Annotated in this window: 11 protein-coding genes; 6 read left to right on the top strand and 5 right to left on the bottom strand. The window is 67.3% G+C overall.

Annotated elements, in window-relative coordinates; genetic code table 11:
- Positions 1-6: 6 nt before the first annotated feature.
- Positions 7-1,053: a sensor histidine kinase gene (locus tag ACEWFR_RS18740; RefSeq protein ID WP_374062486.1), complete on the bottom strand. Its 1,047-nt coding sequence runs from the start codon at positions 1,051-1,053 to the stop codon at positions 7-9.
- A 181-nt stretch (positions 1,054-1,234) separates the two neighbouring features.
- Here ACEWFR_RS18740 and hisS point away from each other — a divergent pair, with 181 nt between their 5' ends.
- The 3 genes from hisS (at position 1,235) to ACEWFR_RS18725 (ending at position 5,218) form a co-directional block, all read left to right on the top strand.
- Positions 1,235-2,533 (top strand): histidine--tRNA ligase, encoded by a 1,299-nt coding sequence (gene hisS / locus ACEWFR_RS18735; protein ID WP_374062485.1) that lies wholly within the window; start codon positions 1,235-1,237, stop codon positions 2,531-2,533.
- Between the two features lie 365 nt (positions 2,534-2,898).
- Entirely contained in the window at positions 2,899-4,383 is a 1,485-nt protein-coding gene (locus tag ACEWFR_RS18730; protein ID WP_374062484.1) for a sulfatase-like hydrolase/transferase, read from the top strand.
- Between the two features lie 397 nt (positions 4,384-4,780).
- Positions 4,781-5,218 carry a hypothetical protein gene (locus tag ACEWFR_RS18725; protein ID WP_374062561.1) on the top strand — a complete coding sequence of 146 codons (438 nt, stop codon included), beginning with the start codon at positions 4,781-4,783 and terminating at the stop codon, positions 5,216-5,218.
- Positions 5,219-5,479: 261 nt separating this feature from the next.
- On the opposite strand, the gene ACEWFR_RS18720 is transcribed toward ACEWFR_RS18725, so the two are convergent.
- The 3 genes from ACEWFR_RS18720 to ACEWFR_RS18710 form a co-directional block, all read right to left on the bottom strand.
- On the bottom strand, positions 5,480-5,914 hold the full coding sequence (locus ACEWFR_RS18720) for a desampylase (protein ID WP_374062483.1): 435 nt from the start codon (positions 5,912-5,914) through the stop codon (positions 5,480-5,482).
- Positions 5,911-6,906 carry an ABC transporter substrate-binding protein gene (locus tag ACEWFR_RS18715; protein WP_374062482.1) on the bottom strand — a complete coding sequence of 332 codons (996 nt, stop codon included), beginning with the start codon at positions 6,904-6,906 and terminating at the stop codon, positions 5,911-5,913. The genes ACEWFR_RS18720 and ACEWFR_RS18715 overlap by 4 nt, the downstream gene beginning before the upstream one ends.
- Positions 6,907-7,001: 95 nt before the next feature.
- Positions 7,002-8,912, bottom strand: coding sequence for a molybdopterin biosynthesis protein (locus ACEWFR_RS18710; RefSeq protein WP_374062481.1), 1,911 nt, complete (start codon positions 8,910-8,912; stop codon positions 7,002-7,004).
- Positions 8,913-9,184: 272 nt separating this feature from the next.
- Here ACEWFR_RS18710 and ACEWFR_RS18705 point away from each other — a divergent pair, with 272 nt between their 5' ends.
- The 3 genes from ACEWFR_RS18705 to ACEWFR_RS18695 all read left to right on the top strand — a co-directional run bounded on the left by ACEWFR_RS18705 (position 9,185) and on the right by ACEWFR_RS18695 (position 12,612).
- Positions 9,185-10,663, top strand: coding sequence for an MATE family efflux transporter (locus ACEWFR_RS18705; RefSeq protein ID WP_374062480.1), 1,479 nt, complete (start codon positions 9,185-9,187; stop codon positions 10,661-10,663).
- A gap of 112 nt (positions 10,664-10,775) precedes the next feature.
- Complete coding sequence (locus tag ACEWFR_RS18700) at positions 10,776-11,903, top strand: serine hydrolase domain-containing protein (RefSeq protein ID WP_374062479.1); 1,128 nt, start codon at positions 10,776-10,778, stop codon at positions 11,901-11,903.
- Between the two features lie 82 nt (positions 11,904-11,985).
- Positions 11,986-12,612, top strand: coding sequence for a DedA family protein (locus ACEWFR_RS18695; protein ID WP_374062478.1), 627 nt, complete (start codon positions 11,986-11,988; stop codon positions 12,610-12,612).
- Positions 12,613-12,645: 33 nt separating this feature from the next.
- On the opposite strand, the gene glp is transcribed toward ACEWFR_RS18695, so the two are convergent.
- Positions 12,646-13,968 (bottom strand): gephyrin-like molybdotransferase Glp, encoded by a 1,323-nt coding sequence (gene glp / locus ACEWFR_RS18690; RefSeq protein ID WP_374062477.1) that lies wholly within the window; start codon positions 13,966-13,968, stop codon positions 12,646-12,648.
- Positions 13,969-14,016 lie beyond the last annotated feature (48 nt).

Below are 14,016 nucleotides of genomic sequence, written 5' to 3'. Positions count from 1 at the left end.
TCGTTCTCAGCCGCCGCGAGTAAACTCGAACCGGGCCCCGCCAGCCTCGCTTTCGGTGATCGCGACCTGCCAGCCGTGGGCGTCGGCGATTGCGCGGACGATCGCGAGGCCGAGCCCTGACCCCTCAGCGGACGTTGAGTACCCCTGTTCGAGCACCTCCGCTCGCTCGTCTTCGGGGATACCGGGGCCGTCGTCGGCGACGAAGAAGCCGCCGTCACAGGGTCCGACGCGGATGTGGACGTCCTCGCGCCCGTGTTCGATCGCGTTGCGATAGAGGTTCTCGAAGAGTTGTTTCGCCCGAAGCGGGTCGACTTCCAGCGTTCGGTTCCCGACTATCTCGTAGGTGGCCTCGTCCGTCTCGACGACCGTCCACGCGTCGCTCGCGAGTTCGACCAGCGGCACGTCGTAGGGATCTTCCACCTGCGTCCCGCTGCGGGCCACCGACAGCGTCTCCTCGATCAGTTCGTCCATCCGATTCAGCGCCGCGTCGACCTCCTGCAAGTGCTCCGGGTCGCCGTCGGTGAACGCCGCTCGGAGCCGGCCCTGGGCGACGCTGAGCGGGTTTCGGAGATCGTGACTGACGACGCTTGCGAACTCCTCTAAGCGCTCGCTCTGCCGTTCGGCCTCGCGGACGGCGGCCCGCTGTTGAATCTCGTAGATGCCGGCGACGGTACCCGCGCCGACGCCGACCGTTCCACCCATCAAGAGCAGGTACAGGGGCGCTTGCGCGCCGGTCTCCTCGAGATACAGCACGTAGAGATGCAGCGCCGTCACGAGGGCGGCAGCGAGGAAGCCGCCGAGCCCGTAGCCGAAGACGGTGAGCCGGTCTCGGACCGAGACGTCCCGGGAGACCAGCCATCGGTCGGCGAAGACGACGGCGGTCGCCGCGAGCAGCGGAAAGACGCTCTCGAGGAGCGCTCTGGTCGTCACGTGCTCGAGAGCGATGCGGATCCCGATGATCACGGCGAGAAAGAGACCGAGCGCCGAGAGCGGCGAAACCGGCAGTCGCTCGCCGATCTCCGCGACCCAATCGTCGTCGGCCACGCGTTGCACAGTGGCTACTCGCCGTAGGTCGCAATCAATGTACGGGACGGTCTCAAGGCGGTGACTGTCGAACTAACGGTAATCAGCAGTGAACCAAAACGTCCGTCGCCCGCTCGTCGAGACCGCCGACGGTCGCGACGGGCACGGCGGAACGAAAGGATAGAAGTTCGCCGTCCCCGAACGAATTCGCATGTACGACCGGATCAAGGGCTTTCGTGACTTCTATCCCGGCGAAATGTCCGCCAGGCGGGCGACTATCGACGTACTGGAGGAGACCGCCCGCGAGTACGGCTTCCGCGAGATCGGAACGCCGGCACTCGAGCGCGCCGAGCTATGGACCGACAAGAGCGGCGACGAGATCGTCGACGAACTCTACTCCTTCGAGGATCAGGGCGGCCGCCACGTCGCGATGACGCCCGAACTGACGCCGACCGTCGCCCGGATGGTCGTCGCCAAGCAACAGGAGCTGTCGAAGCCGATCAAGTGGGTCTCGACGCGGCCGTTTTGGCGCTACGAACAGGTCCAGCAGGGCCGCCAGCGCGAATTCTATCAGACCAACGTCGACATCTTCGGCTCCTCGGCCCCGGAAGCCGACGCCGAGATCCTCGCGTGGGCCGCCGACGCCCTCACTGGCCTCGGACTCACCGGCGACCACTTCGAGTTTCGGATCTCCCACCGGGACATCCTCGGTGGCGTCCTCGAGAGCTACGACGCCGACGTCGACACCGAGGCGGCGATCCGCGCGGTCGACAAGTCCGGCAAGATTTCGGCCGTCGAGTACCACGACCTCCTGATCGACGCCGGCCTCTCGGCCGATCAGGCTGCCGAGTTTGACGACCTCATCGCGGACGGCGACCTCGAGGCTGTCGACGCGTTCGCTGACACCGAGCGCGTGACCGCGGCCGTCGAGAACCTCCAGAACGTGCTCGCGGCCGCCGAGGACTTCGGCGCGCGCGAGTACTGCACCGTCTCGCTCGAGACGGCCCGCGGACTGGACTACTACACCGGCGTCGTCTTCGAGTGCTTCGACTCCGCCGGCGAGGTCTCCCGGTCGATCTTCGGTGGCGGCCGTTACGACGATCTCATCGAGGGCTTCGGCGGCCAGCCGACGCCCGCGGTCGGCGTCGCCCCCGGTCACGCGACGCTGCCGCTCCTGTTACAGCGCGCGGGCGTCTGGCCCGAGGAAGAAGTCACGACGGACTACTACGTCCTGCAGATCGGTGATACCCGGAGCGAAGCGGCTCGTATTTCACGCGAGTTACGCGACCGGGGCCACGTCGTCGAAACCGACGTCGCGGGCCGCTCCTTCGGCGCGCAGTTGAACTACGCCGACTCGATCAACGCCGAAACCGTCGTCATCGTCGGCGAACAGGACCTCGCGAACGACGAGGTGACGATCAAGGACATGGAATCGGGCGAGCAGACGCAGGTTCCGGTCGAGGAGTTCCCGGGCGACCTCGAGCGGCCGACGTTCGCGGACCTCGACTGAGTCACTCGAGACGCGGGTTCGAATTCCGTTCCGACACCGACGCTGACGGCTGTTCGGACTCCGTTTCCGTCGTTCACTCGGCAACGTGATTCTCGAGGCGCTCGTCGGTATCACATCGTTCGACGGGCGAGTGACCGGTCTCAACGAAGTGATCGATCATCGCGCGGCTGAGATCGCCCGGGTCGTCCCCATCGACTCGGCACTGCCATTCACACTCACCACAGTACGCAATAGGCACGCGTGGACCGTCGAACGGGGGGCTAATCAACGGTCGGGTTCACATGTTGGTTTCTCCTCTATCCGGGTACTGGCGGCTCCGAGGCGCAAGTCTCACTATTAACTGCGGCGGCGGCGTACCTTACCCGATGGCTGACGCTGACGCCGATACCCGCCCGAACGTCCTGCTCGTGCTCACCGACCAGGAGCGATACGACGCTAGCGCACCCGAGGGTCCCCCGATCGAAACGCCGGCGATCGATCGGCTCTCGAGCGAGGGCGTCCGCTTCGAGCAGGCGTTCACACCGATCAGTATCTGCTCGAGCGCTCGCGCGTCGTTACTGACCGGCCGGTTCCCCCACGGTCACGGGATGTTGAACAACTGCCACGAGCCGGACGCGATTCGGACGAACCTGCCCGCGGACCTGTCGACGTTCTCGGAGGAACTCGTAGCGGCCGGCTACGACCTCACCTATACGGGGAAGTGGCACGCCGGCCGCGACCAGACCCCCGCCGATTTCGGGTTCTCGTATCTCGGGGGCAGCGACAAACACCACGACGACATCGACGAGGCGTTCCGCGAGTACCGCGAGGAGCGAGGCGTCCCGGTTGGCGAGGCCGACCTCGAGGAGGAGATTTATACCGGAGACGATCCCCGAAACGCCGACGAGGGGACGTTCGTCGCCGCGAAAACGTCCGTCGATGTCGAGGACACGCGAGCCTACTTTCTCGCCGAACGGACGATCGACGCGATCGAATCGCACGCGGACGGCGACCGAGACGGTCCGTTCTTCCACCGGACGGACTTCTACGGACCCCACCACCCCTACGTCGTCCCGGAACCCTACGCCTCAATGTACGATCCCGACGAGATCGAGCCCCCCGAGAGCTACGCCGAGACCTACGACGGGAAGCCACAGGTCCACGAGAACTACCTCGCCTACCGCGGCGTGACCGGCTTCGACTGGGATCTCTGGGCCGAAGCCCTCGCGAAGTACTGGGGGTTCATCACGCTGATCGATCACCAACTCGAGCGGATCCTCGAGACCCTCGAGAATCGGGGACTGGCCGATGATACGGTCGTAGTCCACGCCTCGGATCACGGCGATTTCGCCGGGAGCCACCGTCAGTTCAACAAGGGGCCGCTGATGTACGACGACACCTACCGCATCCCGCTGCAGGTGCGCTGGCCGGGCGTGGCCGACGGTGGCTCGAGGTGCGAGGTCCCAGTCCACCTGCATGATCTCGCGGCGACGTTCCTCGAGATCGCGGACGTGCCGGTTCCCGACGACTTCGATTCGCGAAGCCTGGTCCCCCTGCTCGAGAACCGAGGCGATCTGCCCGAGGGGCACGACTGGCGGGACTCCACATTCGCCCAGTACCACGGCGACGAGTTCGGCCTCTACAGCCAGCGGATGGTCCGCACGGACCGGTACAAGTACGTCTACAACGGCCCCGATATCGACGAATTGTACGACCTCGAGGCCGACCCCGACGAGCTGCAAAATCTGATCGATCATCCCGAGTACGCGGACGCCCGGAGAGAAATGCGCGAGCGGCTGATCGAGTGGATGGACGAGACGGCGGATCCGAACCGGATGTGGGTGAGCGGCGTGTTGGAAAACGCGTCGTAGCTTTCGGCCGTTTTGGAACGTGCAGTGGCGCGCGCTGTCTGCCGGTCGAGCGCTAGCGAGAGCGGCTGATACCCTCGTGCGAGGGATGAGCGAACGAACGGAGTGAGTGAGCGTTAGCGCGGGACCGTCGGTCCCGCGAACCATACGAACGGGCCTTCGGCCCGTGAGTAGAAATCGGTTGGGGAGGGTGTGGCTTCTCCGTGTTGCCACGATAGCAGAGCGCTCACCGTTACTATCGTCCGTACCGAGAGCAGAGCGCTTGGTGGCGCTTTCGTTCGAAGAAGCACCTCTCAAGACGACTCCGCGACACGATGCCGAGACGGAAGCGTACGTTTACGGTGCCGAAGCCGATACCATCGTCCATGACTGCCGCCACCGACGAGACGGGGGGACAGCAATGACGCGCGACACCGACGACTCGCCCGCCGACCTCCGCGAGCGGGCCGCCCGCGACGAGGAGATCGCCGACGCCCTCGAGGACCTCCTCGCAGAACTGCGCGACGAGGACATCAAGGGCTCGCGCCTCGAGGGCCTGTTCGACGAGGTGAGCTCGAGCGATCCGAACATCTGGAACATCGTGAGCGCGTTCATCGACGTCGAGGACGGCGAGGCGGTGATCGCGGACGAGTCGAAACTGGCACAGGGCAGCTGGGCCCCCGAGATCGTCGAGGGCTGTGACACGATGATCACCCTCGAGATCGAGTACGGGATGATGCCCGACGAGTTCGCCTACACCGCCGGTAAGAAGCTGACCCAGCGGATCGAGGAGTTCCGCGAGCGGGCAGCGGAGGCCCGAGAGCGGGCCGACGAACTCGAGAACGCCGGCGACGAGTGATATGGATCGCAGCGTACTGCTCGCGTACGGTGTTCGAACGACGAAGATTACGCCCGCCGATACCGTCACTCTGTCGCGACTGTCTCTCGCGACCTGCGAAAGAATGACATTCGACTAGCGCCAACCCTCGAGTGACGGTTCCCGGGAATCGTCGACGTGCCGGGCCAGCGGGGGCAGGCCCGTCACGTCTTTTCGCGTCCCGTCCGAGTTCGGACGACGAGTCTCTCCGTGAGGGCCCCTCGTTCGCCGTGAAATCGGCTCTCACTCGACGACGAGTTCCTCTCGTTCGAACCGATCGCCGGGAGCGTTGGCTCCGTCCCCGCCGGTCCGCCACCGCCACGACCCCACCTCGAGTGGCTCCAGCGAGACGATCAGATATGACCGATCGGGCCAGGTCGCTCGGGCGGCGTCGGTCGCGCTCGGTCGCGGCGGGCCGCGGGGATGGGAGTGATAGAAGCCGACGATTTCCTCGCCGCGGTCCTCGAGGCGCTCGAAGATCCGAAGCTGCTGTTCGGAATCGATCTCGTAGCGCGTCCGAGGCGTTTCGGCGACGTTTTCGGCCGGATACTGCGACCGCACGCGGCTCCGCCCGTCGGGCTCGTACGCGCCGCCGAGGACGCCACAGACTTCGTCGGGCATCCCCTCGCGAGCGCGCTCGAGAATCGCCTCGCGGGCGGCGGTCGGGAGGACGATCACGGGCTTGAGTCGATTTCGGCTCGCGAGTCGGGAGCGATGGGTTCGTCCTCCGTCTCGAGGGCCTCGAGTCCCTCGAGCTCGTCGAACGGGACCGCGATATCCGCAGCCGGCCCGTCGAACAGCTCCGGCTGGATAATCGGCGCCAGCGCCTCGAGCGTGTCCACCAGTCGCGGCCCGGGCCGGTTGAGGTAGTGATCGCCGTCCATCGCCCAGACGCGACCCTCCCGGACCGCCGTCAGCTCGCTCCACTCCTCGCGTTCGGTGAGATCGGTTCCGTTCCGCGCGATCTGCTCGAGGCTGAATCCGCAGGGCCCGACGACGATCAGTTCGGGGTCGTACTCGCGGATCTCCTCCCACTCCCGGGGACTCGAGGCCTCGCCGACGTCGGCCAGCCCGTACTCACCGCCGGCCCACTCGACTAGTTCGGCGGTCCAGTGGCCCGCGACCATGACGGGGTCGGTCCAGTCGAAGACGGCGACGCGGGGGCGCTCGTCGGCCGCGAGGTCGGCGTCGGCGGTCCGCTCCCGGATCGCGTCGAGCCGCGACTCGAGGTCGGCGCGCACCGAACGGGCGCGCTCTTCGCGCCCGATCGCCCGGCCGATCCGCTCGAGGTCGTCCAGTACGTCCGCGACGCCGTGGGGATCGGTCGGGACGATTTCCGGCTCGGCCGAAATCCGGTCGACGGCGTCTTCGATGACCGCCACGTCGACCGCACAGACGTCACACATCCCCTGCGTGACGATGACGTCCGGCTCGAGGTCGGCGAGCGTTTCGACGTCAACATCGTAGACGCCGCCCTCGGTGTCGGCGGTCTCGAGGACCTGTCGATCGATCTCGCCGCTCGAGCCCGACGTATCGATCCGCGAGCGTGTGACGGCGGGCGCGTCCGCGGCGTTCGGCGGGTGGTCGCACTCGTGGGAGACGCCGACCGGTTCGCAGTCGAGCGCGGCCACCGTCTCGGTCGCCGAGGGGAGCGTCGTGACGATTCGCATGGCTGCTCGTAGGGAGCGGGTGACCAAAAACGGCGGCCTCGAGGAACGAAGCGCGAATGGAACGGCATACTATGGTGTTGACTAGCGTCTCGCTGCTATCGCTGCGCCGACGAGACGTCTGCGAGCGCCGCCTCGAGTTCGCGAACTCCGTCCTTCTCCGTCCGGTCGGGGTTCGCGAGGACGCGAACCGGTTGCTCGCCGAGGGAGACGAAGCCGAGGTCCAGCCGGTCGGCGGTCTCGCGCAGACCGAGGCCGGCGTCGGCATCGCTCGCGATAACCTTGCGAGCGGGGCTCTCGTGGGCCCGCAGTCCGAGGTCATAGCCGTCGATCGCGTCCACGATCTCGTGGCGATCCGCTCCCCGCTCCTCGGCGAGGCTGGCGGTCGCAGCATCCAGACTCGAGCGCAGTCCGGAGTCCGTCGTCCGATTGACGAAGCGCAGATCGCGATCGATCAGGTCCTCGAGTCCCTCGATCTCGTCGGGGTTCCCGGGCCGGACGACCAGCCCCCACTCGCGCTCCCAGTGGCCCAGTTCGGTCGCGTCGTTCGCGCGCCCGTCGGCGCGCTCCGATTCAGCGGCTGTCGTCGCCCCCTCGTACTCGAGCGGCCCTGCGGCCACGGCCACGTCGGGGACGCGCTCGCGGAGTCGCCGGAGACCGGGCCGAGTTCCGACGGAGAGATAGCGGGGGTTGTCGAGACCGTCGAGCAGCCGAGCGACCGTCGGATCGCCCTCGCCGACGCCGAACAGCGTCGGCGGCCGGACGTCCGGCGAGAACAGCGTGACCGTCATGGGTTCGCCCGCCTCGAGGTAATCGGTCTCGGGGCCGACTTCAACGACCCCGTCGGCGTCGGCGAGACTGGTCGTCGCACCGCTGCCCTTGTCGACGGGGTAGACGAGCGTCTCGCCTGCACTGTCAGTAACCAACCCGACGGGCATGAGCCGATGACGGCCTTCCTCGTACCGCTCTTGCCGGGCGAGCCGGCCGGAAACCGTTGCGGATGCGGGCTCCGGCACGCCGGCAGCCTGACGGATCGCCGGTGCGACGAACGTTCGAAAGACCATCATCGCGGAGACGGGATAGCCCGGTAGACCCACGTATGCGGAGTCTTCCAACCGGCCGATCAGCATCGGCTTCCCCGGCTTGACGCTGACGCCGTGGAGCAGCAATTCGCCCTGCTCCTCGATGACCCGGTAGATGACGTCGACCGCGCTGGCGCTGGTCGACCCCGAGGAGAGCACGAGGTCGCACTCCTCGGCCGCGCTCCGAAGAATCCGCTCCATCTCCTCTTGTTCGTCGCCGGCGTGGGGGTAGAGGACCGCCTCGCCGCCCGCATCTTCGACCCCCGCGGCGATCGTGTAGCTGTTGACGTCGTAGATCTCCCCGCGCTCGCTGTGCAGTTTCTCGCCCGGTCGCACCAGTTCGTCGCCGGTCGAAACGATGCCGACGCGCGGCTTCGCCCGGACCGGCACCTCATCGATGCCCAGCGCGGACAGGAGGCCGATGTCTCGAGGCGTGATCACGGTCCCGGGACCGAGCGCGCGTTCACCCGCGGCGATGTCCGCCCCCGCGAACATGACGTTGTCGCCGGGTGCGACCGCGGTGCGGATCAGCACCTCGTCGCCGTCTGCGTCCGTATCAGTTCGCTCCACCGGAACCATCGCGTCGGCTCCGTCGGGCATCACCGCGCCGGTCGAAATCTCTGCCGCCTGTCCCGCCTCGAGCCCCACGTCGGGTTTCGCGCCGGCGTGGACCTCGCCGACGAGCTCGAGGCGAGCGGGATCGGCTTCGTCCGCGCCGAACGTGTCCCGTGCCCGGAGGGCGTAGCCGTCGAGGCTCGCCCGGTCGAACCCCGGCACGTCGAGTTCGGCGTCGAGTCGTGCGACGAGCACCCGACCGCGAGCGTCCTCGAGCGAGACGCGCTCGATGCCGCCCTCGAGCGAGAGCGAGTCGATCGCCTCGCGGGCCTCGTCGGGAGAGGCGAGATCGCGAAACTCCTTGCGGTTCATAGCGACACTTCGCGTGCCGAGGGTAAAAACGTCGGTCGAACGAGCCTGCGATCCCACCGGGGGATGCGCTCACCAGTTCGATGGTCCCGCCGGCTCGGTGACCACTTCGACAACAGTGGCTTCCATCACGTCGTTCGGTATTCGTTACTCACTACCGAACGATTGTGACGAAACAACCGATATGTGGCAATTGACACTCTCTAACAGGCCGATTTTTAATTATAAATGTCGGAATGTGAAGTGTTTTAGCGCCGGATCACTGACCGTCGTCCGTGTCTTTCCGATTGAGTACCGTCCCGAACCCCTTCCGGTGGTTCCTGCTGGCGGTCGGCTACCTGCTCGCACGGCTCGGGGTCATCGATCCCCGACGCGTCGAGCGGACGACCGATCTCGCCTGGCCGCGGATCGTCACGGGGATCGCCCGGATGTCGAAGTCCGCGGCGGACATTGCGATGGTCGGAATCGCCCTCGGACCGGCGGCGATCGCGGGCGTCGGGCTCGCGACTCCCTACTGGGCGATCGCGTTCGCGATCGGTGGCGGGATCGCCGGCGCGACGATCGGCCTGGTCTCCCAGCGCTACAGCGGGGGGACGGCGAAAGGCGTCACGCTGGCGGTCACGACGAGCGGCGTTATCGTCCTCACATTGCTGCTTCCGCTCGCCGCGCTGTACGGTACGGTTCCCGAGCGATTGATCGCGCTCGTCGGTAACGACCCCGCGTCGATCGCCTACGGTGCGGACTACCTCCGGGTCGTCGCGATCGGGGTTCCGTTCGCGGGGCTGAATCTCATCGGCAGTCGGGCGCTCGTCGGTGCCGACGACGCGTGGACGCCGATGATGCTTCGAGCGGGCGGTGCGGTGGTCAACGTGACCATTAACGCGGTGTTGATCTTTGGCCTCGAGCTGGGCGTCGTCGGCGCGGCCATCGGGACCGTCGTCGCGAACGTGCTCGTCCTGGCTGCGTTCGTCACCGGGTTCACCGTCGGTCGGCTCCCGCTGATCGGTGAGTTCCCCATTACTATCGACGTGGCGTGGCCGCGTCCGACGATCGGTGAACTCCGGACCGTCCTAGACATCGGAACGCCGCTCGTCTTCACGAACATCGCCCGGCGAGCGGCGCAGTTTCCGATGCTTGCGATCGTCGCCCTCTTCGGGCCGAACGTGCTCGCCGCCTACGTCGTCGCTCGCCGTGTCCGGGATCTGATGGACACGCCCGGCTGGGGCTTCTCGCTCGCCTCGAGCAGTCTCGTCGGACAGGAACTGGGTACCGGCGACGAACGGGACGCCGACACGTACGGCCGCGAGGTTCTCTGGTTCGGGACCGGCGTCTACGTCGTCAGCGGGGCGATCGTCCTCGTCTTCGCCGAACAGGTCGGTCGCATCTTCGTCGCCGACCCGTCGATCCTGCCGCTCGTGACCGCGTTCATCGCGGTCGCCTGCGTCAGCGTCGTTTTCCGCGGCGTGAGCAGCGGTGCGACCGGGCCGCTCCGCGCCAGCGGCGACACCCGCTGGCCGTTCTACGGGCAGGTACTCGGTCTCTACGGCGCCGCACTCCCCGTGGCCTTCCTCGGTGCAGTCTCGGTTCCGCTCCCGTTCCTCGAGGCCGTCACGCCGCTGGGGATCGGCGCGCTCTACGCCGCGTTGGTCCTCGAGACGTTCGTTCCCGCCGTCGTCACGTACTACCGGTTTTCGACCGGCCACTGGAAGGCTATCAGTCGATCGTATCGTCCCGGGTCATCGCCCGGGGATTAGCCCTCGACACGGACGCGATCGGGTTCGAATCGCCCGGAACCCCAGCACAGCCTGCTGGCGCGCTCGGATCGCGAGGGGAACGGTTACAACCCCGCCGCTGGATGGTTGTGGTATGTCACGACTTGCCCAATCGGATCGCGAGCGCATCGCAGCCCTCTTCGATCGTCACCTCGAGGTCGGACTCCACCACGGGGCGCAGCTAGCGGTCTACATCGACGGCGAGTCGGTGATCGACCTCGCGGGCGGCGTCGAAGCACCGGACGGCCCGGAAGAGACCCGCGAGACGCGCCACGTCCTCTTCTCGAGTACGAAACCCTACGCGGCCGTTACGTTGCACTCGCTCGTCGAGGAGGGGGAACTCGCGTACGACGACCGAGTGGTCGATCACTGGCCCGAGTTCGCCGCTGAGGGATCCGAGAAGGCCGACATAACGGTGCGACAGGTGCTCAGCCACACGTCGGGACTGAACCGCGGCGAGATCGACGACCGGCCCGACCTCTGGGGTGATTGGGACGCCGTGGTGGAGCAACTCGAGGCGATGGAGCCGAACTTTCCGCCGGGGGAGACGCCGGCCTATCACGCCCTAACGTTCGGCTGGCTCGTCGGGGAACTCGTCCGTCGCGTTTCGGGAACGCCGATCGAAGCGGCCGCGGCCGAGCGCGTGTTCGATCCGCTCGGGATGGACGACACCGGCATCGGCCTCCGCGAGGACGAAGAGGACGACGTGGCGACGCTCGTCGGGTTCGAGGAATTCGACCGCTGTCGCGACCCCGGCGAGGGGTTGGGCGATCACACACAGGTCGCGGCCCCGTTCAATTCGGAGGAGGTCCACCGCGCCGTGATCCCCGCTGCCAACGGCATCGGGACCGCCGGCGACATGGCCCGGTTCTACGCCTGTCTCGCGAATGGCGGCGAACTCGAGGGAACGCAGCTCCTCGAGCCCGAGACCGTCGAGCAAATGGCCACGGTACAGGCCGAGACGGACGCCGACGGCACGATCGGCCGCGAGGGACGGTTCGCGCTCGGCTTCTGGAAAGGCGGCACCACGGTCGCGCCCTACGGCTCGCTCTCGCCCGAGCACGTCTTCGGCCACGCCGGCCTCGGGAGTAGCGTGGGCTGGGCCGACCCCGAGGAAAATATCGGCTTCTCGTACGTGACGAACGGCGTTCGCGACGGCTCGTACGAGCACGTCGCCCGCGTGAACGCGCTGGCTGACGCAGTTCGGCAGGCGCTTCGGTGAGGCAGTCGCAGCCGTCCGACTTTGACAACCGCCTCGAGAATGCCGTCCGAACAGTAATACGTCGCCCATTCATAGCCCGCCCATGGCGGATCTCGGGACGGCCGCACTGCGATTCATTCAGTTGTACGGCCCGCTCGCACTGCTGGTCTTCACGTTTCTCGAGGCGTCGATGCTCTTTCCGTTCTTCCCGAGCGAGGTCGTCGTTCCGGCCGCGGCTGCGGTGTTGATCACCGATCCCGTCTCGTTTCTCGTCTTCGTCGCGGCGGCGGGTATCGGAGGAACCCTCGGCGCGTTCGTCCCCTTTTACGCGTTTCGCGGCCCCGGGTCACGAGGGCTCGGCAGACTTCGAGAGCGGATCAACGTCTCCGAGGAAACGACCGAACGCGGTCGGCGCTGGTTCCGTCGCTGGGGCGCGTCCTCGGTCTTTTGGGGACGATTTCTGCCGGCGCTACGCTCCGTCGTCTCCATCCCGGCGGCGCTCGCGGGGATGCGGCGGGTTCGGTTCGGCGTCTACACGGCGGTCGGTACCGTCCTGTTCTACGCGGCCATCGGTGCCGTCGTCTACTACGGCCACTGGGAGTCCCTGTTCGGGGCCGCCGGTGCCGTCGTCACCGATCGGCCGGCCCTCAGCGGTGTGATTGCGCTCCTCGCGCTCGCGATCGGGACGTGGTTCCTCCTGCGGCATCGCCGGGACGAACGCCCCTCCTGAACCCGTTTCAGCGCTCCTCGTCGGCGTCTTGGATCACATGTTCGGTTCCCAGTTCTCAACCGCGACCGTCTCGCCGGCCGGAATCCCCTCGCGGTCGTCGTCGACGACCACCCAGCCGTCCGCCAGCGCGACGCTCGAGAGGACGCCCGAACCGCTCGCGCGCGTCGGAATCGCCGCGTACTCGGGTTCGTCACGCTCCCGATCACCCTCGTCCTCGTCGCGCGCCTCGAGCCGAACCCGCGCGAACGTCCGGCTCCCGGGTTCGCTCGGGATCTTGCGCTCGAGGGTCGCCCGTGTCGTTGGATGGGGATCGGCCGTCGTCCCCTCGAGCCAGCGCAGGGTCGGTCGGAGGAACTGGACGGCGTTGACGATGCAGGCGACGGGGTAGCCCGGTAGCGCGAGCACGGGAGTGTCCTCGACGATTCCGAGACAGACGGGGTGGCCGGGTTTGAGCCCGACGCCGTGGACGAGCACCTCGCCGAGGTCGTCGATCACTTCCGGGAGGAGGTCGCGCTCGCCGACCGAGGAGCCGCCGGTCGTGACGATCACGTCCTTCGTCAGATCCCGCTGGATTGCCACGCGAAGGGACTCGGGATCGTCGGTGACCACGTCGCGGTCGGTGGCTCGAGCGCCCCAGCGCTGGGCCAGTCGCGAGACGGTGAGCCCGTTGGTTTCGACGACTTCGCCGGGGTCCGGGTCGCCCGCGACGAGTTCCTCGCCGGTCGGCACGACACCGACTGTGGGTTGCTGGGCCACCGCGACGCGACCGTAGCCCGCCGATCGCAGGAGCCCCAGATCCGACGGTCGGAGCCGGTGGCCGGCGTCGTACAGGTGCTGGCCCTCCTCGACGTCCTCTCCCACGGGTGCAACGTTTTCCCCCTCCGCAACGGCGTCTCCGACCTCGAGTTCGCCGGCCGACTCGAGTTCGGTCACCCGTTCGATCACGACGACGGCGTTGGCTCCTTCGGGGAGCGCGCTGCCGGTGTGGACCCGGGCGGCCGTTCCGGGCTCGATCCGGTCGGCGGTAGCGTGCTCGTCGTCGGAACTCACAGCGGGTTCGGTGATTCGTAGCACTTCGGGCGACCGATCGCTGGCCCCGAACGTGTCCGCGGCCCGAACCGCGTAGCCGTCCATCGCCGCCCGCCGGTAGTGTGGCACGTCTCGAGCCGAGGCGACGGGCGCGGCGAGGACGCGGCCGTCCGCGCGGTCGACGTCGACGGTCTCGGTCCCGCAGGGCACGTCCGAATCGCCGTCCCCGCGCCCCTCGAGCGCCTCCTGTAGAATCCGACGCGCCTCGTCGACCGGCGTCCGCACCTTGAACCCGGCCTCCGTGCGCTCGCGGTCGGCACCTTCCATACGGTGACTCGAGTCGTCGGAGGCCAAAAGCGTGGGGGACCTGTGGTG

It is taken from the genome of Natrinema sp. H-ect4 (assembly GCF_041894845.1).
Taxonomy (GTDB): domain Archaea; phylum Halobacteriota; class Halobacteria; order Halobacteriales; family Natrialbaceae; genus Natrinema.
Note: the sequence above shows the minus strand (reverse complement) of the source record. Positions and strands in the feature narration are given on the sequence as shown.

Bases quoted from the DNA above. Each gene is read 5' to 3' on its own strand.
- hisS (WP_374062485.1), top strand. From the start codon at position 1,235: ATGTACGACCGGATCAAGGGCTTTCGTGACTTCTATCCCGGCGAAATG.
- ACEWFR_RS18730 (WP_374062484.1), top strand. From the start codon at position 2,899: ATGGCTGACGCTGACGCCGATACCCGCCCGAACGTCCTGCTCGTGCTC.
- ACEWFR_RS18725 (WP_374062561.1), top strand. From the start codon at position 4,781: ATGACGCGCGACACCGACGACTCGCCCGCCGACCTCCGCGAGCGGGCC.
- ACEWFR_RS18715 (WP_374062482.1), bottom strand. From the start codon at position 6,906: ATGCGAATCGTCACGACGCTCCCCTCGGCGACCGAGACGGTGGCCGCG.
- ACEWFR_RS18710 (WP_374062481.1), bottom strand. From the start codon at position 8,912: ATGAACCGCAAGGAGTTTCGCGATCTCGCCTCTCCCGACGAGGCCCGC.
- ACEWFR_RS18700 (WP_374062479.1), top strand. From the start codon at position 10,776: ATGTCACGACTTGCCCAATCGGATCGCGAGCGCATCGCAGCCCTCTTC.
- ACEWFR_RS18695 (WP_374062478.1), top strand. From the start codon at position 11,986: ATGGCGGATCTCGGGACGGCCGCACTGCGATTCATTCAGTTGTACGGC.
- glp (WP_374062477.1), bottom strand. From the start codon at position 13,968: ATGGAAGGTGCCGACCGCGAGCGCACGGAGGCCGGGTTCAAGGTGCGG.